Raw genomic sequence first — 23,021 nt, 5'->3', positions numbered from 1 at the left:
CACCGTTCTTTTAGAACCAAACAGAGGGTGCCGCTTCCCATTTTCTGTTCAATTCTCGCACAAACGCTCGCATACCAGATGTAAAACCCAATGTCTGAACTTCTTTTATTCACCAATTTCAAAAAATTTATGTTATTTTATTGAACGCAACTAATCTGCAAAATCAAATATGGTTTTTCATTAAAATTCGATACTATCGTATAGTAAATATAATTGTTATATTCCAAGCATATAGTGAATGATTGTCTGGAATATCGCAACATCCTTATAAGGATACGATTATGCCAATGTCTACTTTCAACTCCGCTGGTGATCTGTTCTGCGAAGGGAAGAACCTTGGAGCAGTTCACTACAGTATTTCCATACTTAAGGAAGGCGAAAAGACTTTTACAAAAGGCACAATATGGGCGAGCTTGGACATGCTCCGGCAAGCGTGTTCAGGCAAGCTTGTCCAGTTGTCATCAAAAAAAGGCGACGGATTGTTGAGCGTGGATGTACGAAACATCGACATACATGGTAGTGCAGACTTCATTCTTGTGGGAAGGCATACGTTTTAGTCCTGTATGACTGCCTCGTGCTTAATAAACGTAGGAACCGAGCACCCATGCGACCAATCCGATATCGATGCATATGATGAGAAACGCGATCAGATACACGCTCACTTTACGATCCAACGATTTCTCGACTGAAATATGCTCCTCGCCAGATTGATCAGGTTTCATTGAGACGACACCAGCCCTGACAAACCATCACGAGATTGGCCCCTAGATCCCTATTCGGAATCGCCGCGTTAGAGCTCAAATAGCTTTTCAACCACGGTAAAGGCGCCGAGCGCAGGCGTTTGGCTAGAAATCTCACACTGAACGGTTCCCGGATCCTGTTTTCCATCCGCACAATATTCCGGATCGCGGAATCGAGTTTATTGTGATGAAATCCAACCCTTTGCGCTCTCGCCTCAATGCTTGTTGTCGAGGAACTCATATTATCAGCCACCGGCCAATCTCAATCGGAGCTTCTTTCGAGGAGGCCACCGCAAAACTGAGGACTTTTTCGCGACTTTCGGGGCCGTATAGCCGCCTTCATTCTCCCAGGCTTCCAGTTCTCTTTGATTAGATTGTGACAAGCGTTGGGCGCGAACTGCCAGAAGCATGTCCAGCATCTGCACAGGATCTCGACGCCCGTCGCTGAAGATCTCACAAAGGTGTTTGGCAGCTTCCAGGCGCGCTTCTGGATTTTCGCACCCCTCCAGCGAATATCCGGAGCGTTGAAGGAAAGCGCGAAGCGAAGGGAAATCTTCAGGGCCAAAGTAGGATAGGTGTGAAGCAGAAGACATCCTGTGTCCCCTTCATTTTTTGGGGCCGGAGATTATTATCTCCCAACGACAGCGCCCGTTTCGATTGCTGAGGATGATAAATATTGCGCCATTTATAAATAAAACGCAAGCATATATTTATAGCTTAATGCGCTTAAAATTGGTTTATCAAAAAATGATTTATATAATTATAATGCAAAGGAAATCAACGCGTCAATTTATACTTTTGCATCTTCTCGATTTCATGAATGAAACTTTCAGCATACTGTGCTGTATTAACGGCGCTCTGTTCATTGGAGCCCGGAACATGAGAGTCCGTGAACACGGCTTTCAACCGGTCCAGAAACTTGGGTTCGGTTTCGGCTAAATGCCCGATAAGGACCTGAAGTATTTGCTCGTGTGCAAGAACCTTCCGTTCCAGTGCTGTGGTGTCATTAGCCATTGCGTTTACTCCTCGGCAAAGAATGACGCGGCGACCGGGCACGCGAGAAGCCGCCGCAAGAACGCCTGAGAATGTTCGCAAGCTGTGTCCAATCCTTAGATGGCGAGGTCATCTGTTCATGAGCGCTTCTGAGATCGCTGCTGCTGGCCGTCATTTCGTTATCGTGCTGTGAGCGTGCAGAAACAGTTTCCAATGCAATGGAACGGTTAGGTTGTTTATTCATTATCGCCTCCTCATTCGGCTTCCCACCATATTAAAGCGCCTTGGCAAGTTCGTTGCCGCACGCAGTTGCCAGCGCGGTGTTGGGTTGCTGTGCTCCCAACGGTGTTGCCCATCCTGTCTTCTCGATAAGAGTCCGGCGTGAGTAAGCTGGGGCGGCCTTAAACTCAGCCAGGATGTTTGCAACGGCCGGATCGTTTTTGGATTTTTCAAGACAGTAAGGCGTCAGAGCGAGTGCCACCCCGTCAGACATGTTGGATGCAATCAGGCGCTCAGACGTGTCATGCGTGACCCAACCTCCGGCGGAAAACCCGATAGCAATTGCCACAATGGCACCAAACAATGCTCCGCCGAGTGCGGGCTTTAACCATTCAAACCTGTTCATGAAGGTATCCGATCTTCAACGATCGAACGCACATAATTATGCGTTGGATTTTGAGTATAGCACCATCGCAATCAATTTTCGCGCGAATTATGCCTAAACTGTAATTTAAGGTTGTTTTTTGTTATCGCCTTGAATGTTCGTATAGGGCGCGAATTGACAATCGAAGCCATTTGATTGCCAGTCAAGATTCTGGGTCCTGCTACTCACCCGCAGTAATTTAGCTCCGTAACGTCTTATAGAGATATGACCCTATGCCATCGCATTTCTCCCCTTGGCACGGCGACTGGTTCCGAACACCCGAAAAGATTTCCAAGGCTTGGGCGGTGGCGAGACCGACGCCGGGGGATGCGCCGGTCACCAGGGCGACGCCAGAACTGGTTCAATGCATGAGGATCACTTCCGTTGCTTCAGCTTGGAGCGCCACCGCTCGGGTTCTTTGCTCTCAAACGAGCATCGACTGCTGGGCGAAGATTCCCGCCATAGCGCCTTGCCATGATGCCGTGGTGACCGAGGGCAACTGGGGGTTGGTGAGGTCCCCGGCAGCGTAAATGCCCGGAATGCTGGTCTCACGGCGTTCATCGACCTTGAGCACGATGCCAAGAGGCGTGTCGACCGTGATGAGACCCAATGATTCATGCAAGTTTGTGGAAGGCTTGTTACGCGGATGCGCGAACAGGATGTCGACCGCGACATCGGAGCCGGTATCGAGCTTGATCGTCGAATTGTGATCCCCATGACGGGCGATCTCGGTGATCCGCCCATCGACGAGAGGTACCTGGCGGCCCGCCAGATCGGCCCGTATATCGGGCGTGATATCGTGACCATTGCCGAAGATAGTCAACCTGTCGGTCCAATCTTGAAACAGCCTGACCTGGTTCATCGACTGTGGGCCAGACCAGACCAGGCCCCAATGCTGGTCAGCAACTTCGAAGCCATCGCAATAAGGGCATGGGATGATGGACGTGCCCCAACTTTCGGCAAACCCCGGAACAGCAGGCATTTGGTCGACAACGCCATAACTCAGGATCAGGCGGCGCGCACCAAGGGTTTCGCCCTCCGCAGTGAGTACGGAGAAATTGTCAATCGTACCGGAGATGCTTTCGGCGCGGGCATTGGCCAGCCTAATCGCAGGATAACGCGCCAGTTGGCGCCTCGCCTCGGCCAGAATGTCCAACGGCGGCTTGTGATCGTGGCCGAGCATACCGTGCGAACGGCCCGCGAAGCGATTGCGCGGCAGGCCGGTATCAAGAACGGTGACTTGGCGGCGGGCACGGCCGAGCTGCAGCGCAGCAGCGAGACCGGCAAAACTGCCGCCGATGATGATGACGTCATCCATGGTGATAGGCTCCGTGTTGCGGAAAGAGGGGGATGGGTTGGATTGTGCATTGGTCTGGTACGGGGGACGCTGACGCTGGAAAGCGCGGCTTCAGCAATGTTCGTCGTTGCATCACACCCTCGTCTCTCTCTTTGGCTTGCTTATTTCGGAAACTACATGGTATCCTAAATCAAGAATAAAGATACTGTCAAGGACTGTAATTCTCGTGAGCGAAAATATTCAAAGCCGGCGTGGCAGGCCCATCAACGAGGCACTTGGCGAAACAATCGTCGAGGCTGCGTGCGAACTCTTTGTGGAATTGGGTTTTCAGGCGACAACCCTGGACAAGGTCGCCAAACGAGCGAAGATTTCAAAGCTGAGCATCTATCGGCACTTTGAGAACAAGGAAGCGCTGTTTAGCGCGGCTATTGCGGCACGCTGTCATCAATTGTTTGCACCACAGACCTTTCTTGAAGGCGTCGAAGGATCGGCCGAAGAGCAGCTCATGGCAGCGGGATCATCGCTCCTTCGCACACTGCTGAGCCCGGACGTCCGAAATGTCGAGGCTATGGTCATGGCGGAAAAAACAAACCAAAAGTCGTTAAGCAAGCTCTTTTACGAAGCCGGTCCCGCCCATGTCATCGAGCAGATGGAGGCGTTGTTGCGCCAGTTGCACTCGAAGGCGGTTTTGAATGTGCCCGATCCTCTCCAGTCCGCTCGCCTATTCGCTGCTCTTATCAAAGGTTCCGATCTTTTGATGATTGCCCGCTTCGATGAGGCGAGAGCAGAGGACGACAACGAGATCGAATCCTATTGCCGGTCCGCTGTCGCCATGTTCATCGCCGCGCACCGTCACGACAATCAAGGGGCGGATAGCATGGCTAAGATCGGTTCAGAACGAGGATTGTCGTGACAGGTAAAATTGCTTCTCAGGTTGCCGATTGGAAAGGCCAAGGCGGAGAGCGGTGGGTCGCTTATCAGGCCCGGCTTGATGCCATGATGGCAGCGTTTGGCCAGGCGGCGATCGAAGCCGCGGCGCCCGTCGCGGGTGAACGCGTGCTGGACATTGGCTGCGGCGCGGGAGCGTCCAGTCTGGATTTGGCTAATTGCGTCGGCGCCGGGGGCTATGTGCTAGGCGTGGACATATCAGAACCGCTGATCGAGAGAGCGCGCACGCTCGCGCCGCAGGATGCGCCGACCATATTCCAGGTAGCTGACGCCAGCAGCGACGTGTTGCCAGAAAGTGCGTTCGACATCCTGTTCTCGCGTTTCGGAATGATGTTCTTTGACGATCCTGCGGCGGCCTTCACTCATATGCGCGGCGCGCTCCGGCCGGGTGGCCGGGTCACTTTCGTCTGCTGGCGCAGCATGGCCGAGAACGATTGGGTGCGTTTGCCGTTAGGCGCGATCAAGGACATCATCCCGAAGATGACGCCGCCTGGTCCCAAAACACCTGGCCCGTTCTCCTTTGGCGACCAGAGACGTGTGGCGCGTATTCTAGCGGCGGCCGGTTTCATTGATGTCTCTATTGCGCCCTTCGATGCCGCCATCCCATTCGGCAAGGGAGAAACGCGGGATGCAGCTCTCGATGACGCCGTGAACATGACACTCGATGTCGGCCCGCTGGCGCGCGCTCTTGCTGATCAGCCGGATGACATCCGCTCCCGCGCCTCGGCTGCGGTTCGTGCAGCCTTCGGGGGCTGCGCCGGTGAGCGGTCGGTGATGATCAATGGCGCAACATGGATCGTCACCGCGCGCAATCCCGCAAGCTGACTGGGGTTAACAGTCAGCAGACAGAGTATGGTGCGGGTCTCTCGCAAAACCAATGGCGCCACAGCGACATATTAGGTGGGCTGGCATCGCCGATATTGTTGCTCCGTCTTACTTTAGGTATCTACTCGGCGGCCATGGCTCTGGTATTCCGCGGCTCCTCCACAATCGTTTCACGGTGGCTCCCGTACTTTGGAGTCTTGATCCGGAACCACACGGCGTACAGCGCCGGAAGGAAGAGCAGGATCATCACCGTCCCTGCTGCCGTTCCGCCAATCAGCGTATAGGCCATTGATCCCCAGAACACCGAATGCGTTAGGGGGATAAAGGCCAGGACAGCTGCGAGCGCTGTCAGGATGACAGGGCGTGTGCGCTGTACTGTCGCTTCGATGACGGCTTGATAGTCGTCGAGACCAGCCGCCTTGTTCTCCTTGATCTGCTCCGTCAGGATCAACGTGTTGCGCATCAGGATACCTGCCAATCCGATCAAGCCGAGAATGGCGTTGAAGCCGAAAGGTTGATTGAACAGGAGCAATGTCGGCACCACGCCGGCGAGGCCAAGCGGTGCGGTCAACATGACCATCGTCATCGTCGACAGACTGCGAACCTGCAAGATGATCACGATCAACATCGCGGCGATCATTAGCGGGAAGACCTGAAGGAGTGCGGAATTGGCCTTTTGCGACTCCTCGATGTTGCCGCCCATTTCAATACGATACCCGACCGGGAGCGATGCGATCAGCGGCTGGAGAGCCTTCATAACCTGCTGCGACACTTCCGGCGGCTGTGTCGCCTCGCTGATATCGGACCTGATCGTGATGACGGGCGTCCTGTCGCGCCGTTTCAGGATGGGCTCCTCGAACCGAATCTCGGAGTGCCCGATCTGATCAAGCGGTACCTGACGGCCATCTCTGCTCATCAGAGAAAAGTCAGCAAGCCTCGAAGGGTCAAGTCGGTTTTCGCCGGCGCTTCGAGCAACGACAGGCACGTTGCGAATGTTGTCGCGCACCTGCGTGACCGGAATGCCGCTCAGTAGCATTTGCATTTGCTGTGCCACCTCCGATGGAGAAAGGCCGATCAGGTTTAACCGATCCTGATCCGGCATGAAGCGCAACACCGGCGTGCGGTTACCCCAGTCGCGATTGGCTTGGCGGACATCGGGGACTGTCTTCATAATCGCGAGCGCCTTCGCGGAAATCCTGTAAAGCTCGTCTTGATCCGGTCCCATGATCCGAAACTCGATCGGGAATGGCGTATACGGCCCGAACACAAGCTGCGTTACGCGCACGGACGCCTCCGGAACGAGGCCTTCTGATATGGCTGCCCGAAGGCGGTGCTTCAGTTCTTCTCGTGCATGGGCGTCAGGGGTAAGCACGACTATTTTTGCGAAAGAAGGATCAGGCAATTCCGGTGACATGGCAAAGAAGAACCGGGGTGCGCCCTGCCCGACATAGCTGGTGGCGATCTTTGTTTCTGGCTGGTTTTGCAACCAGTCTTCAACTTTCGCCACTGCGGCGGTTGTGCTTTCGATGCTCGTGCCTTCAGGCATGCGAATTTCGACGAGGACCTCAGGCCGGTCCGAAGTCGGGAAGAACTGCTGCTTTACACCTCCCATCCCGACAACCGAGACAGCCATCATGACGCCAACCACCCCGCAGGTCATGAACTTGTGGCGAACCGCAAATTCGATGAGTAAGCGCAGGCGGCGGTAGTTCGGTGTATCGTAGATGGCGTGGTACCCGCCCTCGACCGGTTTTATCTCAGGCAACATCTTCACGCCCATATACGGCGTGAAGATCACAGCAACAAACCAGGAGACGATCAGGGCAAACCCCACGACCCAGAAGATGTTGCCAGCATATTCACCTGCGCTCGATTTGGCGAATCCGACGGGCATAAGTCCGATTATGGTGACGAGTGTCCCCGACAGCATCGGCGCCGCTGTGTGGCTCCAGGCATAAGCGGCCGCCTTGATGCGGTCCATGCCCTCTTCCATCTTCACCACCATCACTTCGATGGCGATAATGGCGTCATCCACGAGAAGCCCAAGTGCAAGGATGAGCGCGCCGAGCGTGATCCGGTCGAAGAAGCGTCCGGTTTCCAACATGATGAGGAAAACCATAGCCAGCGTCAGCGGCACGGCGAGCGCGACGACGATGCCGACGCGCCAGCCGAGTGCGACGAGGCTCACGAACAGCACGACACCAAGAGCCATGGCGAACTTCAGCATGAATTCACCGACCGCCTCGTTGATGTTGACGGCCTGGTCGCTGACCTTGGTGAGTGACATGCCAAGTGGCAAAGTTTGCGCGATTGCGGCGGATCGCGCTTCAAGCGCCTCGCCGAGATCCAGTCCGTTCCACCCTTGTTGCATCACCACGCCCAGCATGATGGCGGGTTCGCCATTGTGGCGAATGAGATAGGTGGCAGGATCTTCGTAACCGCGCCGAACGTCGGCGATGTCCGACAACTTCAGCGTTCGGCCTCCGGCGACGATCGGCGTATCGGCAATGGCCTGGATGCTGTTATAGGCTCCATCGAAACGAATGAAGACTTGCGGCCCACGCGTATCGATCGAGCCGGCCGGCGTGACGGTGTTCTGTCTCTGCAAAGCTGCGGCGATATCCTGCGCCGATATTCCAAGTGTTGCCAGCTTGGCATAGGAAAATTCGACGAAGATCTGTTCGGGACGTTCCCCGAGGATGTTGATTTTCTTGACACCGGGAACATGCAGGAGATCCTGCCGGATAACCTCGGCCTGCCGAACCAAGTCGCGCATCGGCATCCCCTTCGCCTTCAAAGCGTAAAGGCCGAAGCTTACATCGGAATATTCATCATTGACGAACGGACCCATGGCGCCCGGCGGGAGATTTCGGGCTTCGTCTCCAAGCTTCTTTCGCGCTTGATAGAATTCCTCTTCGACAGCCGTGGGCGGTGTGTTGTCCTTCAGCGTGACGGTCAGGAAGGCATATCCCGGTCTCGTGGTGGTCTCGACACGGTCGTACCAGGTAAGTTCCTGGAGCCGCTTCTCAAGTGGCTCAGCGACAAGATCCTGCATCTCGCGTGCAGTGGCGCCCGGCCAGAATGAAGTGACCGTCAGGGTCTTGATGGTGAAGGATGGATCCTCAGCGCGTCCCAGTTTGACGAAGGCATAGACGCCTGCAGCCGCCAACAGAACGATAAAGAATAAGGTAACGGCGCGTTCGCGAACCGCGAGGGCTGAGAGATTGAAGCGCATTATCTTGTCACCTCCTGGCTCGAGGCAATTCTGACGGCTGCGCCGTTTTCCAGAAGATGTGCGCCCAGAGCAACAATCTTCTCTCCAATGCCGATACCCCTAACGATGGCGGTTTCCTCGCCGATCCGTTTAACGTCGACCGGGGTGAACTTCACGGTGGAAGTGGCACCGTTGATAGTCCACACACCTGTCCGGCTACCGTCGTCCACGATGGCACCGACGGGCACGGCGACCTCTGACTGCCTGTTCGCGTCCGATATTTTGATCGTCACTGTCGAGCCAAGCGGAGCAGACGCAGCGGCGCCGTCGAGCACGTAACGTGCCTCGTATGTCCGGGTTTGCGGGTCGGCAGAATCGGAAATCTGTCGCAACCTGGCCTTTCCGCTGAGACTGCTACCTCCATAGATACTGGCCTGCGCCTCAGATCCAATATCCGGCCGCAAGGTTTCAGGCAGCCAGACAACAGCTTCACGCGGCCCGGCCTGCGCCAGTTGGATGACCGTCTGGCCCGCGGCCACGACCTGTCCTGGGTCTGCGAGCGTGTCGACAACCGTTCCGTCCGAATCGGCGAGAAGAACGGTATAGGCAACCGCATTTTCCGCCACCTTGGCGTCCGCTTCAGCCGCAGCAAGCTGTGCTGCGGCCGTATCGAGAGCCGCTTTCGCCTGTTCATAACGCTGCGGAGTGGCAGCCAATCCATTTTTCACAAGTGCCGCATACCGTTTCTCATCCGCCTGGGCCTGGATCAGGACCGCCCGCGCCGCTGTAACGGCATTACGCTTTGCTGTTAGTGCAAGCTGGAGATCGATTTCATCAATCTGCATCAACGGCTGGCCTCTTCTCACCTGCTCGCCCGCATCAACCATCCGCTCGACGATCTTGCCCGGAACCCGGAACCCGAGATTGCTCTGTACCCGCGAAGCGACGGTGCCGGTAAACGAGCGCCCCGCCGTTTCCGTCCATGCCGCTTCTGTCACCTTGACCAGTGGTGGCGCAGTCCTCGGGTCCGCGGCCTCGGCTTCCCTATTAAGCGTTTCGGAAACCAGAAAGAAAGCCGCGGCACCAGCCGCTGCGACCATGCCTGCGAAAGCCAGGACATATTTGCGTTTCATCTTGCGTTCTTTTCTTGAGTAGAGGACACGGCCGAAACCCGCCAATAGGCCTGCGCGTTATTAGATACTATACGGTATCATAATTCATGAATTAGGATACTGTCAAGGACTGTAAATGCCGAGACCAAGGGTAGACAGGGCCGGCCCGGCGGTCCGCCAAGGCTTCGTCAAACGATGATTTACACCGCGTGCGACTTTGCGGAATTGGGTTTTCAGGCAACGACTCCGGACAAAGTCGTCAAACAAGTGGTCGGCCCCCTGAAAAGTGGTCCTTCATGAAGTATGCCTTATGAGCCGCACAACGACATTGAAACGGCGGCTAAGAAACTCGAGATCGCTCTGGATCATTGCCTCGATCATGCCGGTAAGCGAGCAGTCCGACTGCCTTTGCCACGACCAGACGAACCAGAGCTGGCGAACTACTTGGGTCGGCATCGGTCCGCTTATGGCGGGATACTTCAAATAAGAGGAATGCAGCAATGCCGCATCCCGATGCCAAAACGTATTTGCGGTTCATAGCAGGTGGACCTTCTAAACGGACAAATGCGATTGATTTAGATTGCGATTAAAATCTAAGCCTGTTATAGATGTCAAACGAAATCTAAAGGAGACGGCAAATGAGAGTCAGCCGAGCGCAGGCGGAAGCTAATCGCGAGACAGTGATTGATGTCGCAAGCAGGCTTTTCCGAGAACATGGCTTTGATGGCATCGGACTGAAGGACTTAATGAAGGGCGCCGGCCTGACACAGGGGGGCTTTTATAAGCAGTTCGAATCCAAGGATGATCTTGCGGCCAAAGCATCACGCCGCGCCATGGAAGGCGCTACTCGAAGGTGGGCCGACGCTGCTGCGGGCAACGCCGCCCAATTGGAAGCGATTTTGAATCTCTATCTCTCCCTCGACCATCGGGATGAAATCGGAGATGGATGCCCTCTCGTGGCGCTCGGGGCGGACGTTGCACGTCAAAGTCCGGATGTGAAGGCTCCCTTCGAGGATGGCATCCGCGGTCATCTGGCAGTTCTCAATGAACTGCTCACAAGCACACTATCACAAGAAAGAAGCGACAAAGCCATGGCGCTGCTCTCCATCATGGTTGGTGCCGTTACGCTTTCTCGCGTTGTGAACAATAAGGACCTATCCAGACGATTTCTCGATGCTGCAGCTGCCGAAGCGAGACGAATGAGTGGTCTGGCTGGCGCGCCTTCGGAATCAATGGATTGAAGTCGGAGTATTCATCATGCGTCGTATCGTTGTGACAGGAATGGGGGCAATCAGTCCCCTTGCAGCCAATGTGCCGGTAACCTGGTCCCGTTTGCTTGCCGGTCGTTCAGGCGTGAAACGACTATCCGATGACATTGTGGGCGATTTGCCATCGAGGATCGGCGGCGTGGTGCCAACAATATCGGAAGATGCCGAGGCCGGCTTTGATGCCGATCGTATTCTTGCCCCAAAAGATCAGCGCAAAGTAGACCGTTTCATATTGTTCGCCCTTGCAGCCGCTGAAGAGGCACTAAAGCATGCTGGATGGAAACCGGTTTCGGAAACCCAAAAAGAGCGCACTGCTACAATCATAGCATCCGGCATTGGCGGTTTTCCCGCAATTACCGCAGCTGTCAGAACCGTTGACCAAAAAGGCGCCCGTCGTCTTTCACCGTTCACCGTTCCGTCGTTCCTCGTCAATCTGGCCGCAGGTCAGGTGTCTATTCGACATGGTTTTAAAGGGCCAATTGGAGCACCGGTAACCGCCTGTGCGGCTGGCGTTCAAGCAATCGGAGACGCCGCACGCCTCATCAGATCCAACGAAGCCGATATCGCGATATGTGGCGGGACCGAAGCCTGCATCAACGAAGTCAGCCTGGGCGGATTTGCAGCCGCACGATCATTGTCAACGGGTTTCAATGATACTCCGGAAAAAGCCTCTCGTCCGTTCGACACACAACGCGACGGGTTTGTTATGGGCGAAGGTGCAGGCATCCTTGTGATCGAAGCTCTCAGTCACGCCTTGGCGCGCGGTGCCAAGCCGCTGGCCGAGCTTGTGGGTTACGGCACATCTGCCGATGCACATCACATCACTTCAGGGCCCGAAGATGGAAGTGGGGCGCGACGGGCGATGGAGCTTGCCGTATCCCAGGCTGGCATTTCCTATGACGATGTCGCGCATATCAATGCGCACGCGACTTCTACCCAGATCGGAGATCTGGGCGAAATGACGGCCATAAAATCCGTATTTGGGTGCCGGGCCGACTTGGCAGTCAGCGCAACCAAATCGGCGACTGGCCATCTCCTGGGCGCAGCCGGTGGACTGAAAGCGATTTTCACGATCCTTGCTCTGCGTGACCAGATCGCACCACCCACTCTTAATCTGGATGACCCGGATAGTGCCGGTGAAGGTCTCGGGTTCGTGGCGAAAGAAGCCCAGTCGAAAGTCATGGAGTATGCACTTTCCAATGGTTTCGGCTTCGGAGGAGTGAATGCCAGCGTGCTTTTCCGCCGTTGGAACAACGAAATTTGAAACAGAAATCCGGACAGACCGACTTACAGCCGTTAGTCGTGAAACACTGAGGACCGCTCCCATGAATCGCTCAAAACCTGATGTTGCTATTGTCACCGGAGCCTCTTCCGGCATCGGCCTGGCCACGGCAAAAGCATTGCTTAACGCCGGATACCGCGTGTTCGGGACCAGCAGGCGCGCGAATTACGAAAATGTCGACGGCATCACCATGGTGCCTTGCGACGTCACTGACGAGACGTCGGTGGCAAAGCTGGTCGAGACCGTCTTGAAGGAAGCTGGCTCGATTGATGTGCTGGTAAACAATGCTGGCATTGGCCTCCTGGCCGGTGCGGAAGAATCCTCAATCGCTCAGGTGCAAGCCTTGTTTGACGTGAATGTTTTCGGTGTCATCCGTGTTACGAACGCAGTTCTACCGGTGATGCGGCGGCAAAAGTCAGGCCGCATTATAAATTTGAGCTCGGTACTCGGTCTCATCCCCGCGCCCTATAACGCGCTTTATGCCTCAACCAAACATGCGATCGAGGGTTATTCGGAATCTCTCGATCACGAAGTTCGCACATTCGGAATTCGGGTTGTTCTGATCGAGCCTGCCTATACTCGCTCTGCTTTTGAGGAAAACGTACTGAAGCCCGATCAGCCAATCGGTCTGTATGAGCCGATGCGCTTTACGATGTCGGAGCACTTGCGCGTTCAGATCGCCGTCGGAGATACCCCCGAAACGGTAGCTGTTGCAGTCGTCACAGCTGCAACTGCAACCTCTCCCAAGCGCCGCTATACCGCCGGCAAACTCGCAGGAAAAATAAGACTGCTGCGCCGTCTGGTACCTGAAGCAGCATTCGATAAAAGCCTACGTAAACAATCCGGCCTACCGGTCTAGTTGGGCAGTTATCCCCTAACTTAAGGAATCTCTTATGAAAATAGGTATCATTGGCGCTGGCAATATTGGTGCTACCCTCGCAAGGAAGCTCGCAGCTTCCGGCCATGATGTTAAAATCGCAAACTCAAAAGGTCCGGAATCGCTTCGCGCTCTGGCGCACGACATCGGGGCGACAGCCGTCTCGAAGGAGGGGGCGTTCGAAGATGTCGATGTAGTTATCCTGTCGATTCCATTTTCGAGTTATCGTGAGTTAACCTGTTACTTTCTCAAGGTTCCACGGAGCACAATAGTCGTTGACACGTCCAACTATTACCCCTTCCGCGACGGCGTGATTTCAGGCATCGATGGTGGCGTACCAGAGAGCGTCTGGGTCGAGCTGCAACTTGGACTTCCGGTTATCAAGGCCTGGAATGCTGCATTGGCGACCACTCTGGCCGAACGAGGCCGCCCTAAGGGGACAGGCGTACGCATAGCGATACCTGTGTCTGGTGACGGGCCAGCTTCCAAATCGGTCATCATGGGGCTCGTCGAGGAAACTGGTTTCCACGCAGTCGATGCCGGTGTTTTATCGGAATCCTGGCGACAACAACCCGGAACGCCCGCCTATTGCACGGAGCTGACCAAGGACGAATTGGTTCTGGCACTGGAATCGGCTGACAGGCTTAATGCGCCAGTTAATCGAGATCGCCTGATTGTGAGATTCATGCGGTCTCAAGGCGGCATCACACATGATGAAATCGTTAAACTAAATCGAATTGAGACTAAGAGCCTGTTCCAAAAGTCGCCCTGTGTGGCTGCAAATGGCAATTTTCTCCATTCCGGTGCTCACGTACCTTGAGTACGCTCCGCTCCGGTACTCGAAAATCACCATTTTCGCACACACATGCCGCTTTTTGATTCAGGCTCTAAGTAACCGCGCCCGTCGTTTCATTCCCAGATTGCCAGTCAAGAACCCATCTCTACCCAAGGTGTCATCAGCGGATCGTCTGGCCTTGAGATATTTATCAGCCTCCTCTGCAGTCAATCGAATCTGCCGCGTTTATTGCGAGAATTTCTGCCGTTGCCATAGACAAAGTCCAGCCAAGCGTTCCGTGACCGCAGTTGAGAAAGACCCCGTCAATCTTTGAGCGCCCAACGATTGGCTGGCTGTTTGGCGTGACCGGCCTCAATCCAGTCCAGCCGCTGACCTCGCCATTGTAGTCCCCTGCCTTTGGGAAAATTCCCCGCGCCGTTTCGAAGAGAGTTTGAAAACGCTCTTGCCTGAAGCCTTCTTTTCCATATCCAATATCAGCTAACCCTGCGATCCTGAGCCGTTCTCCTATCCTGCAAAAGACAGTCTTGCGTGCCGCGTCGGTAATGCTTGCAGTTGGAGCGTGAGCGGTGGCTGGCACCGTCATGGAATAGCCCTGGACCGGCCAGATGGGGACGTGAATCCCGATTGTTCTGGCAATGAATGCAGTGCTACTTCCAAGGGACAGGACAGCGGCACTACACGGCATCTCGAACTTGTCGGTGACGACCGAACAAATCCGTCCTTTCTTGGCATTGATTGATTTGACCACCGTATTGAACATGAACTTGACGTCAAAGTCGCGTTCAAGCAAGCGCTTCAGCGCCTGGCAGAATAGGAACGAGTCGCCAGATTCGTCATGGGGCGACCACAAGGCGCCCGCGAATGCATGTCCGTAATGTTCGAGCGAAGACTCTCTGGCGATCGACTCATCTACCGAAAGGATCACCTGATCGGCACCGTAACGATTTTTCAGGTCACTAAGCCGGCTGGCTTTCTCTAGGCTCTTGCGACTGGAATAGATGTTTAGCTTACCGGTGGCACGATGGTCGAATTCGATACTGCGAGAGATTTCTCTGAACGCGTCCCTACCGCGCATCGCCAGTTTGAGAACATCGATCGTGTTTCGTTCAAATTTTCCTTGAGTCGAATTGAAAAGAAACCGCATCCCCCATTCGAGGAACCGCGGCGAGAGACTCATTTTGATGCGGAAGGCTGGGTCACGCCCGAGAAAGTACTTGGGTAGGCTTGCCGCCATAGAGGGCGTTGCCATTGCATCCGTATAGAAATAGCTGAGCTGTGAACCGTTGCCGAAACTGGCACCCGCTTCTGCAGGTGCCGCCGCGGCATCAATGACTGTGACTGCGAATCCCTTGCGCGCCAGCGCATAGGCTGTCGTCATTCCGACAATACCCGCGCCCAAAACAGTGATTTCACGCATCGTTCAACCCGCGTCTCGGAGACGGGCGATGACTTCGATCTCAACTGGCACGCCGCGCGGTAACGAGGCGACACCGATTGCGAACCGGGCATGAGCCCCCCGATCGCCAAATACATTTATGAAAAGATCTGAAGCGCCATTGATGACGGCAGCGATCTCTGTGAAGTCAGGGATGCAGTTCACGAAGCCGGACACCTTGGCGATGGCCTCGATGCGCGAAAGATCGCCATCCGCTGCAAGAGAAAGCTGGCTTACGACGTTCAATGCGGCAAGCTTCGCGGCCTCGTAAGCTTCTTCTTTTGCAACCTTATCGCCGACCTTGCCAACATACTTCACCGCCCCATCCTCAAGCGGCAGTTGACCGGACACGTAGATCTGCCCATGATCGACTTTGTAACCGAGCAAATTCCCGGCAGGCTTAACGATGCGGGGCAGACAAAGGGCAAGCGCGTTGAGGCGTTGTTCTGGTGTGCTTGTCATGTTGATCTACCGGATGCTGGAGGAAAACTGGATAGCAGCAGCTATGAAGCCGCGCCAGATCACATCATCGATACAACTGGCGCCGTATTCAGGATGCCATTGGACGCCAATGGCAAACCCGCCTTCCTTAGCCTCAAGCGCCTCTATCACGCTGTCGGAAGCTGCCGCTAGCACGTTGTAGGCGTCGGCGGGCAGCACCGATTGGTGATGAACGCTGTTTACGGCATGCACAGCGCCTGGGGAAATATCTAGGTGCCTCGAGCTTGCCACCACCTCTACATCATGGTGAGTAACCGAGGCCGGCTGTGCCGGTTTGTGCTCGAATGAGCCTTCGACTTCGCTTGGAATGTCTTGTACCAGACAGCCGCCGAGGCAGACGGCAAGCAATTGCATACCGTTGCAGATACCGAGGATGGGCATGCCACGATTGCGCGCGCCCTCAATCAGTGTCTTTTCGAACGCGGTCCGCTCCGGCTTCATAACATATTTTTTGCGCGCAACCTGTCGATAAAGCTGCGGATCGATGTCGAACATGCCGCCAGTAACCAGTACCCCGTCTATTTCCTGGAGGTATAAATTGGCTGGATCGCCAAACGGCAAAATGACAGGGAGTCCTCCAGCGTTCAGAACTGCATCCGCGTAGTTTCTGCGGACCACATATTCGGTCTCAGGGGCCGCGACGTCGTTGATGTCAGGCGTGATGCCGATGATTGGTTTACGTCCCATCTTAGTCCTCACGACAGCCAGGCGAGGGCGACATCTTCGTAGATGTTGACTGCCTTCAGCACATTTTCGACGGAAACGGATTCGTCTGGTTGACCACTAAGTCCAAGTTCGCCGGGCCCAATAATTGCAAATGGGACTGAAAGGCCCTCGAGCAGCACGGTGCCGTCGCTGTAGTAAGAGACGCCTTTGATGGCTGGCGCCTTGCCACGGTGGCGGGCGCAAATGTCCGAGCAGAGACGGACGAAGTCGTCTCCAGGAAGGCTTTCCACCGCCGGCTTGAAGTCGAGAACGCTGATGACGGCGTTTTCTGGAGCGATGGCCTCAATCTCTCGTACGATCCCCTGATGATCGACTCCCGGCGGCAGCCGAATGTCGAAATCGACGATGCAACGATCCGGCGTCAGGTTGACAGCCGAACCACCTTCAATGCGCCCAACCCTGATAGTCGGAGCATCGAGAAGAGGATGAGGCGGGCAGTTGAGCTCCACCTGCTTTAGCCTGCCAAGGAATTCGTAAACGACATCAATCGCGTTAACACCGGCGGCGCCGGAAACGTGTCCCAGTCGGCCCGTAGCCGTAGCGCGAAGCCACAAAGCGGCTTTCTCAACGATGACCACATCGAGATCGCTCGGCTCACCACATAGGAAAGCGCCGATCTCAGCCTTCAGACCCTGCTCAATGAAACGGCGCGCTCCAAGCAGATTGGCGCTCTCGCCCGCCGTAAATGCCAAGATGACGTCGCCCTTTAACTTATCCGCTTTCCTTGCGAGCGAACCTGCAGCGCCGATCATTGAAACGAGCGCGCTTTTCATATCCGTCGCACCCCGTCCATAAAGGCGGCCATCCTCTACAGCACCGGAAAACGGCGATCTTTCCCAGGAAACAGTACCGACTGGTACCGTGTCCATATGTGATGAGAAAACGAAGGCAGGCTTTTCGCCGGAACCACGGATGCGTCCGAGGACATTTGCACGCCCGGGAAGAAATTCATCCAGCTCGGATTCAACGCCGAGCATCAGGAGTTGCTCGTGGACTAGCCTCGCGATCTCCAGCTCTTCACCAGGCGGATCGCAGCTATCAATCGAAACAACCTTTTGCAGAAACTCGATAGGATCAAAAGATGAATGACCAGCTTTGGTCGACTTTAGGATCATTGTATCCATGAATGCACCCTCTTTTATGAGCGCAGAATGGCGGTTTCATTCAACGAGAAGAAGCGCTAATAATTCATCGAATAATCGATGAACTAAATAAATGCGGGCCGTAATGGACACTTCACTCCTTCGCTGTTTTCTCACAGTTTCGGATACCCACAGCTTTTCAGCAGCGGCTGCACGTCTGAACGTCACGCAGTCGACAGTCAGTCATCAAATTGCTCGCTTGGAAGAGCATCTCGGCAAGCAACTGTTTGAGCGGACAACACGAAACTGTCGGATTACCGCCGACGGCCGAGATTTGATTTCTTACGCGACCCGGGTTCTTCGATCTGTCGACGAACTGGAGCAAAATTTCAAACCACAACTGATCAGCGGTACGGTCGTTATAGGTGTCCCGGACGACTATTATCTTTTTGACCCGATCACCGAGGCTTTGCGCGGATTCATGACAGACAAACCGGGCGTCGCTGTTGAAATGAAAGCCGGCCTCGCGGCCAATCATGTCCGCGATTTGCGTGATCGCAATCTAGACCTCGCTCTCGTGCGCGAAGTCGGCGCAAGCAGTGGAGATGTTCTGCGGTCTGAAAGAATTGTCTGGATCGCTGGACATAATTGGATACCACCGTCAGACGGTGTCCTCCAACTCGCAGCGGTGGACGGTGGCTGCGCCTACCGGAAGGCAGCAGTGGCGGCCCTGGATGAGCAGGGACTGCCATGGAAGTGCAAATTCTCCTGCACCAGCCTGGAGGGTGTACTTTCTGTCGTTCGAGCGGGGCTGGCTATCTCCGTTGTTACCGTGGGAGACGCGGACAAGGGCGTGAGGATCATCGACGATCAGACGATCCTTCCCTCCTTGCCGATGACGACCCTCAGCATAAAATACGCCGACAAGGAGCCCAGCCTTGCTTCGAAAGCGCTGGCGCGAACGATGGCATGCGCGCTTGCCCGGATCTGAAGCGGAGCCACTCAGGCGGCTTTACGTGCCATAGAGAAAAGCAGCCGTCGCAATCTGTGTCGCAGATGCGTGAAGTCTTCACGTTCCGTTTGCTCGATTGTTCGCGGGTGTGGAATATCCACATCGATGATTTCGGCAATCCGCCCCGGATGCGGCGAGAAAACCACGATCCGATCAGCGAGCAGCATCGCTTCATCGATATCGTGCGTCACGAAAACCACGCTCTTGCGATCTTGAGCGCAAAGATCGAGTAAAAGCGTCTGCATTTCCACGCGAGTCAGTGCATCCAACGCTCCGAATGGCTCGTCCATCAGAAGGATACGAGGGTCCACCGCCAGTGCTCTAGCGATAGCGACGCGTTGCTGCATACCGCCGGATAGTTGCGAAGGATAGGATTTTGCGAACTTCATAAGTGCAACCCGCTCCAGCATCGTATTGACTTTGGTTCGTCTGGTTGTTCGATCGGCGTTCGCGAGATCGAGGCCAAAGTCAATATTCTCTTCAACGGTGAGCCACGCGAATGATGTGTACGACTGGAAGACCATCCCGACGGAGGGATCACGCCCGTCCACTGGGCGTCCGCCGATTGTAAGAGAGCCGGCCGACGCGCTGCTCAAGCCGGCGAGCATACGCAACAGCGTGGACTTGCCGCAACCTGACGGGCCGAGAAACACAATGAACTCACCCTCCTTGATCGACAGGGATACGTTCTCGAGTGCGGTAACCATTGCTGAACCTTCACCGAAGGTCTTCGTCACCTGACGGATATTGATGATGTCCGACATGATAGCCTTCCTTAGGATCGAGCACGCTGAAGATAGGGGAAGAAGTGGCGACCGGCGAAATTGAATAAGAGATCGCTGATCAGACCGATCATTCCGATAGAGATGATCCCTACAAAGATGGTTGCCGTATCCATGAAACGCGAGGCGTTGAGGATGACGTAGCCCACGCCACTCGACGCTGCTACGATTTCGGCGATGACGATGTAGGTCCAAGCCCATCCGAGTACGATCCGAAGATCGTTGAATATCGCTGGTTTTGCAGCAGGTAAAATGACCTTGAATATCAACTGTACGGGTCTTGCTCCGAGCATGATTGCAGCTTCGATCAATGCTACGGGAACGGTCAAAGTGCTTACCATCACCATCAATGCGAGGGTGAAGAAGGTGCCGACAAAGATGACCGAGAATTTCTGCGTGTCATCGATACCAAGCCAGAGAACGAGAAGCGGAATGAAAGCGGTCGCCGGCATATAGCGGGTGAAAGCAAGGCAGGGTTCAAGAAGCGATCGAAAGAACTGCACCGACCCCATGAGCAGACCGAGCGGAACCGCAATGAGAGCTGCAAGACCAAACCCGATCAGGACTCGGTAAATGCTGACTGCAATGTCCCATAGGAAACCGTTGTCAACATACATTACCCAGGCTGCATCAACGACCTGCGAGGGGCGAGGCAGGAAGAAATCGCTCACCAAACCGGTATCGGTGATCAGAGCCCAGCCAGCAAGGAGAACGAGGAAAAAGCCTATAGACAGTGCCGTAGTGCTTTTTCCAGGCAACGGTTTGCGAATAGCGAAGTATCGCGACCTTCGGTTGTTCACGGTAGGATGGGACCCGAGGGGCCCGACGTTGGAGATCATATGTTGTGATTTTTGCATGATCACCGTTCCATTACTTGGCGAGCGCTGCACCTAGCGGTGCAGCATCCACGACTGTAGCGGCATCGAACTTCTCCTTGAGCAACCCAGTTTGGGTATAGAACTCGATTCCACGCTCGGTCACTGATTTGATCTGGCCGTCAGCACTACCACCCCCGATGTACTGCAAGTTCTGTTCGCGGGAGACGAAGTCAAGTCCGGCCAGAGATGCGTTAAATTCATCATCTTTGATGCCCAGTGACTTCGCCATGATGGCGTTCGATTCTTCGGGCGAGGCCTTCCAGTAATCATAGGCTTCGAAGTACGCCTTTATGAAACTTTTCACGTCGTTCGGGCGTTTTTTGATGACGTCCGAGCGGAAGGCAACCGTGTCAACGATAAGACCTGGCTTGTCCGCTGTACTCGACAGAACATGACCGCCGCGTTCCTTGGCCTTCGAAAGCCAGGGATCCCACGTTGCTGCGGCATCGAGACGACCGGCTGCAAACGCGGCACCGGCATCGCCAGCACGCATGGACTGTATTTTGACGTCTTTTACGTTGACACCGCTATCTGCGAGTACGTTCAGCATGAAAAAGTAGGTGCTGGACCCCTCCTCAGCGCCGAGGGTGCGCCCTTTGAGCTCCGAGACAGTTTTGACATCGGAAGAGGCGATGATCCCCTCACCGCCCTTCGAAAAGTCGACCGCAAGGACCTGTTTGATATCTAGTTTCTTGGCGTTGTAGAAGATAAAGGTATCGACAGTCGTTGCCCATCCATCGAGCCGACCTGTGGCAATAGCGGCCGCGGTCGATGGCTTGTCCTGTACAGTCGTTAATAAGACGTCGACGCCTTGCTCCTTGAAGAAACCTTTCTGCTGCGCCAGATGGAGAAGTCCGTAGCCGACCCAAGTTGTCATTCCGACATTAAGTGGCTTGTTCTCCGCCGCGCTCAATGTCGATGTCAGGCACCCGAGAGCCAACATCGTACTCGCGATGAGGTTGCGCATAATTGTGATCCCCTTTTGAGCTTTTGCTCTTTGGTTGGCGCTTTAACAACCATATGGGACCACACCAGACGCTGGACTTTAAGCGAATGTTAATGATCGATTTATGCGTATCTTCGTTTAATCTCCGCCGGATCGCAGTCTCCTATCGATATCTGAGTCCCTTCCTGCAGTTGATGACTGTCAGCGAGTCCAGGGAGGCAGGGTACCGTAGGGGAAATTCCAATCTCGCACGAAGAGATCTATTTCAGTCTATAGTTGCGTCGGCATTGCGGCTAATACGGTAGAAGACGCGAACGACTGCAATAAAGCGCTTTTCGAACCGACAGGTTTGCGACCTTGATGGTTCCCAAGTCTACGAGTTACAACCAAGGCCTGCGGTCCAGGAAACTCACAGTGCTGCCTGGACTGTCAGTATTCGGTCTGTAGAAAGCTGCTTCTCCACCGGCCAGAGCATTTTTGAGACCCGGTAAACGATTTCTCTGAGCCAGAGCATGACGTTGTATTTCTCTACCCACGGTATCGCAGAGCGTCGATGATGACTTTGAATGCAGGCAGGTTCTGGCGGCGGCTGGGATAGTAGAGAAAGTAGCCATCGAATAAGGGCGACCAATCGTCCAGAACCTGGATCAGTTCGCCGGAAGCGACGTGCTGCTCGACAATGTTGTCAGGCACATAGGCGATGCCGTAACCGCTCACCGCCGCGTCAATCATGGCGTATGAATTGTTAAAGGCGAGTTGCCCCCTGACACGCACCCGCAGTTCCTGACCATCTTTCTCGAACTCCCATGCATAAAGCCCCCCAGCACTTTCATGGCGCATGTTGATGCAGCGGTGCCGGACAAGATCCTGCGGGTGTTCCGGCATCCCATACTGGGTAAGATATTCAGGCGCGGCCACGGCTACCAACCGCCAGTCCGGCCCGATCCTGACCGCAATCATATCCTTCTCGACGCTTTCACCCAGCCGGACGCCTGCATCAAAACCTTCCTCAACTATATTGCGGAAGGTGCTGTCGAGGATCAGTTCTACAGTGATGTCGGGATAATCGCGCAGGACGGGCTTCAGTTTCGGCCAGACCGCGCTTTCCAGTGCGTGATCAGAGAGCGTCAGCCGGATCGAACCCGAAGGTTTGTCGCGAAAGGTCATCAGCGCTGCGATCTCCTCCTCGATTTCGGCCATACGAGGGGTGATTGTATCGAGCAGCCGCTTGCCTGCGGGCGTTGTTGTGACGTTCCGCGTCGTGCGCGTCAGGAGCCGGATGCCCATACCAGCTTCCAACTGCTTGATCGCGTAACTGAGGGTCGATTGCGCAACACCAATCTTCGCCGCTGCTTTGGTGAAACTGCGCTCCTCGGCTACGACCCTGAACCAGGTCAATTGATTGAAATCGGTCTTTTCCATGGGCCCTCGCTTTGTCCATAACCGATAGATTAATCGATAGCATCGATTGATCCAATCAAATTATGACGACTAATCGTTTTATGTCCCACTCGCTATATCTGCATCGAATATGGATGATCAGGAGTATATGGACGATGGTTTCCATTGAGGAAAATGTCGGCAGTCGACCCGCTGCCTGGGGCGCAGTGCTTTCGATGGCGCTCTGCGTTGCAATGCTTATCGCTTCGGAATTTATGCCAGTG

At 54.8% G+C, this 23,021-nt stretch carries 21 protein-coding genes; 7 read left to right on the top strand and 14 right to left on the bottom strand.

The features are described from left to right. Positions 1–985 precede the first annotated feature (985 nt). The 4 genes from FHW00_RS15985 to FHW00_RS15970 form a co-directional block, all read right to left on the bottom strand. On the bottom strand, positions 986–1,333 hold the full coding sequence (locus FHW00_RS15985; RefSeq protein ID WP_139364339.1) for a hypothetical protein: 348 nt from the start codon (positions 1,331–1,333) through the stop codon (positions 986–988). Positions 1,334–1,517: 184 nt separating this feature from the next. Beyond that, positions 1,518–1,754: a hypothetical protein gene (locus FHW00_RS15980; RefSeq protein WP_078337448.1), complete on the bottom strand. Its 237-nt coding sequence runs from the start codon at positions 1,752–1,754 to the stop codon at positions 1,518–1,520. Between the two features lie 253 nt (positions 1,755–2,007). Further along, on the bottom strand, positions 2,008–2,358 hold the full coding sequence (locus FHW00_RS15975; RefSeq protein ID WP_078337451.1) for a hypothetical protein: 351 nt from the start codon (positions 2,356–2,358) through the stop codon (positions 2,008–2,010). A 442-nt stretch (positions 2,359–2,800) separates the two neighbouring features. Further along, a complete protein-coding gene (locus FHW00_RS15970; RefSeq protein ID WP_078337452.1) occupies positions 2,801–3,694 on the bottom strand; it encodes an NAD(P)/FAD-dependent oxidoreductase in 894 nt (297 codons plus the stop codon). A gap of 205 nt (positions 3,695–3,899) precedes the next feature. On the opposite strand from FHW00_RS15970, the gene FHW00_RS15965 reads away from it, so the two are divergent. Continuing rightward, the gene (locus FHW00_RS15965) at positions 3,900–4,586 is read left to right on the top strand and encodes a TetR/AcrR family transcriptional regulator (RefSeq protein ID WP_078337453.1); all 687 of its coding nucleotides are present in this window, start codon (positions 3,900–3,902) and stop codon (positions 4,584–4,586) included. Continuing rightward, positions 4,583–5,446: a class I SAM-dependent methyltransferase gene (locus tag FHW00_RS15960; protein WP_078337455.1), complete on the top strand. Its 864-nt coding sequence runs from the start codon at positions 4,583–4,585 to the stop codon at positions 5,444–5,446. Before FHW00_RS15965 ends, FHW00_RS15960 begins: the two co-directional genes overlap by 4 nt. Positions 5,447–5,567: 121 nt before the next feature. On the opposite strand, the gene FHW00_RS15955 is transcribed toward FHW00_RS15960, so the two are convergent. Then, positions 5,568–8,681: an efflux RND transporter permease subunit gene (locus FHW00_RS15955; protein WP_078337457.1), complete on the bottom strand. Its 3,114-nt coding sequence runs from the start codon at positions 8,679–8,681 to the stop codon at positions 5,568–5,570. Further along, the gene (locus FHW00_RS15950) at positions 8,681–9,793 is read right to left on the bottom strand and encodes an efflux RND transporter periplasmic adaptor subunit (RefSeq protein WP_078337458.1); all 1,113 of its coding nucleotides are present in this window, start codon (positions 9,791–9,793) and stop codon (positions 8,681–8,683) included. Before FHW00_RS15950 ends, FHW00_RS15955 begins: the two co-directional genes overlap by 1 nt. Positions 9,794–10,410: 617 nt before the next feature. On the opposite strand from FHW00_RS15950, the gene FHW00_RS15945 reads away from it, so the two are divergent. From FHW00_RS15945 to FHW00_RS15930, 4 genes are all read left to right on the top strand, one after another. Then, a complete protein-coding gene (locus FHW00_RS15945; protein ID WP_078337459.1) occupies positions 10,411–11,013 on the top strand; it encodes a TetR/AcrR family transcriptional regulator in 603 nt (200 codons plus the stop codon). Positions 11,014–11,029: 16 nt separating this feature from the next. Further along, positions 11,030–12,304, top strand: a complete 1,275-nt coding sequence (gene fabF, locus FHW00_RS15940; RefSeq protein ID WP_078337460.1) for a beta-ketoacyl-ACP synthase II — start codon at positions 11,030–11,032, stop codon at positions 12,302–12,304. Positions 12,305–12,365: 61 nt separating this feature from the next. Continuing rightward, positions 12,366–13,181: an oxidoreductase gene (locus FHW00_RS15935; RefSeq protein ID WP_078337461.1), complete on the top strand. Its 816-nt coding sequence runs from the start codon at positions 12,366–12,368 to the stop codon at positions 13,179–13,181. 34 nt (positions 13,182–13,215) lie between these two features. Then, positions 13,216–14,019, top strand: a complete 804-nt coding sequence (locus FHW00_RS15930) for an NADPH-dependent F420 reductase (RefSeq protein WP_078337462.1) — start codon at positions 13,216–13,218, stop codon at positions 14,017–14,019. A gap of 166 nt (positions 14,020–14,185) precedes the next feature. Here the strand turns inward: FHW00_RS15930 and FHW00_RS15925 are convergent, their stop codons facing one another. From FHW00_RS15925 to FHW00_RS15910, 4 genes are read right to left on the bottom strand one after another with little or no spacing between them, the layout of a single operon-like run. Further along, positions 14,186–15,412, bottom strand: a complete 1,227-nt coding sequence (locus tag FHW00_RS15925; protein ID WP_078337463.1) for an FAD-dependent oxidoreductase — start codon at positions 15,410–15,412, stop codon at positions 14,186–14,188. Positions 15,413–15,415: 3 nt separating this feature from the next. Continuing rightward, entirely contained in the window at positions 15,416–15,892 is a 477-nt protein-coding gene (locus FHW00_RS15920; protein WP_078337464.1) for a RidA family protein, read from the bottom strand. Between the two features lie 6 nt (positions 15,893–15,898). Next, positions 15,899–16,618 (bottom strand): gamma-glutamyl-gamma-aminobutyrate hydrolase family protein, encoded by a 720-nt coding sequence (locus FHW00_RS15915; protein ID WP_078337465.1) that lies wholly within the window; start codon positions 16,616–16,618, stop codon positions 15,899–15,901. Positions 16,619–16,626: 8 nt separating this feature from the next. Next, positions 16,627–17,781: a M20 family metallopeptidase gene (locus FHW00_RS15910; RefSeq protein ID WP_078337466.1), complete on the bottom strand. Its 1,155-nt coding sequence runs from the start codon at positions 17,779–17,781 to the stop codon at positions 16,627–16,629. A 103-nt stretch (positions 17,782–17,884) separates the two neighbouring features. On the opposite strand from FHW00_RS15910, the gene FHW00_RS15905 reads away from it, so the two are divergent. Beyond that, a complete protein-coding gene (locus FHW00_RS15905; RefSeq protein ID WP_078337499.1) occupies positions 17,885–18,730 on the top strand; it encodes a LysR family transcriptional regulator in 846 nt (281 codons plus the stop codon). An 11-nt stretch (positions 18,731–18,741) separates the two neighbouring features. On the opposite strand, the gene FHW00_RS15900 is transcribed toward FHW00_RS15905, so the two are convergent. The 4 genes from FHW00_RS15900 to FHW00_RS15885 all read right to left on the bottom strand — a co-directional run bounded on the left by FHW00_RS15900 (position 18,742) and on the right by FHW00_RS15885 (position 22,779). Further along, entirely contained in the window at positions 18,742–19,515 is a 774-nt protein-coding gene (locus FHW00_RS15900) for an ABC transporter ATP-binding protein (protein ID WP_078337467.1), read from the bottom strand. Positions 19,516–19,526: 11 nt separating this feature from the next. After that, positions 19,527–20,390 (bottom strand): ABC transporter permease, encoded by an 864-nt coding sequence (locus tag FHW00_RS15895; protein WP_210189468.1) that lies wholly within the window; start codon positions 20,388–20,390, stop codon positions 19,527–19,529. A 13-nt stretch (positions 20,391–20,403) separates the two neighbouring features. Beyond that, positions 20,404–21,378: an ABC transporter substrate-binding protein gene (locus tag FHW00_RS15890; RefSeq protein ID WP_078337469.1), complete on the bottom strand. Its 975-nt coding sequence runs from the start codon at positions 21,376–21,378 to the stop codon at positions 20,404–20,406. A gap of 507 nt (positions 21,379–21,885) precedes the next feature. Then, positions 21,886–22,779, bottom strand: coding sequence for a LysR family transcriptional regulator (locus tag FHW00_RS15885; RefSeq protein ID WP_078341360.1), 894 nt, complete (start codon positions 22,777–22,779; stop codon positions 21,886–21,888). Positions 22,780–23,021 lie beyond the last annotated feature (242 nt).

Origin of the sequence: Ochrobactrum sp. P6BSIII, assembly GCF_014138065.1 — a bacterium.
Lineage (GTDB): Bacteria > Pseudomonadota > Alphaproteobacteria > Rhizobiales > Rhizobiaceae > Brucella.
The sequence above is the reverse complement of the archived record's forward strand: the minus strand, read 5'-3'. Positions and strand labels throughout refer to the sequence as shown.

Bases quoted from the DNA above. Each gene is read 5' to 3' on its own strand.
- FHW00_RS15890 (WP_078337469.1), bottom strand. From the start codon at position 21,378: ATGCGCAACCTCATCGCGAGTACGATGTTGGCTCTCGGGTGCCTGACA.
- FHW00_RS15975 (WP_078337451.1), bottom strand. From the start codon at position 2,358: ATGAACAGGTTTGAATGGTTAAAGCCCGCACTCGGCGGAGCATTGTTT.
- FHW00_RS15885 (WP_078341360.1), bottom strand. From the start codon at position 22,779: ATGGAAAAGACCGATTTCAATCAATTGACCTGGTTCAGGGTCGTAGCC.
- fabF (WP_078337460.1), top strand. From the start codon at position 11,030: ATGCGTCGTATCGTTGTGACAGGAATGGGGGCAATCAGTCCCCTTGCA.
- FHW00_RS15945 (WP_078337459.1), top strand. From the start codon at position 10,411: ATGAGAGTCAGCCGAGCGCAGGCGGAAGCTAATCGCGAGACAGTGATT.
- FHW00_RS15950 (WP_078337458.1), bottom strand. From the start codon at position 9,793: ATGAAACGCAAATATGTCCTGGCTTTCGCAGGCATGGTCGCAGCGGCT.
- FHW00_RS15920 (WP_078337464.1), bottom strand. From the start codon at position 15,892: ATGACAAGCACACCAGAACAACGCCTCAACGCGCTTGCCCTTTGTCTG.
- FHW00_RS15925 (WP_078337463.1), bottom strand. From the start codon at position 15,412: ATGCGTGAAATCACTGTTTTGGGCGCGGGTATTGTCGGAATGACGACA.
- FHW00_RS15985 (WP_139364339.1), bottom strand. From the start codon at position 1,333: ATGTCTTCTGCTTCACACCTATCCTACTTTGGCCCTGAAGATTTCCCT.
- FHW00_RS15970 (WP_078337452.1), bottom strand. From the start codon at position 3,694: ATGGATGACGTCATCATCATCGGCGGCAGTTTTGCCGGTCTCGCTGCT.
- FHW00_RS15935 (WP_078337461.1), top strand. From the start codon at position 12,366: ATGAATCGCTCAAAACCTGATGTTGCTATTGTCACCGGAGCCTCTTCC.
- FHW00_RS15910 (WP_078337466.1), bottom strand. From the start codon at position 17,781: ATGGATACAATGATCCTAAAGTCGACCAAAGCTGGTCATTCATCTTTT.
- FHW00_RS15980 (WP_078337448.1), bottom strand. From the start codon at position 1,754: ATGGCTAATGACACCACAGCACTGGAACGGAAGGTTCTTGCACACGAG.
- FHW00_RS15900 (WP_078337467.1), bottom strand. From the start codon at position 19,515: ATGTCGGACATCATCAATATCCGTCAGGTGACGAAGACCTTCGGTGAA.
- FHW00_RS15930 (WP_078337462.1), top strand. From the start codon at position 13,216: ATGAAAATAGGTATCATTGGCGCTGGCAATATTGGTGCTACCCTCGCA.
- FHW00_RS15915 (WP_078337465.1), bottom strand. From the start codon at position 16,618: ATGGGACGTAAACCAATCATCGGCATCACGCCTGACATCAACGACGTC.
- FHW00_RS15895 (WP_210189468.1), bottom strand. From the start codon at position 20,390: ATGCAAAAATCACAACATATGATCTCCAACGTCGGGCCCCTCGGGTCC.
- FHW00_RS15955 (WP_078337457.1), bottom strand. From the start codon at position 8,681: ATGCGCTTCAATCTCTCAGCCCTCGCGGTTCGCGAACGCGCCGTTACC.
- FHW00_RS15905 (WP_078337499.1), top strand. From the start codon at position 17,885: ATGGACACTTCACTCCTTCGCTGTTTTCTCACAGTTTCGGATACCCAC.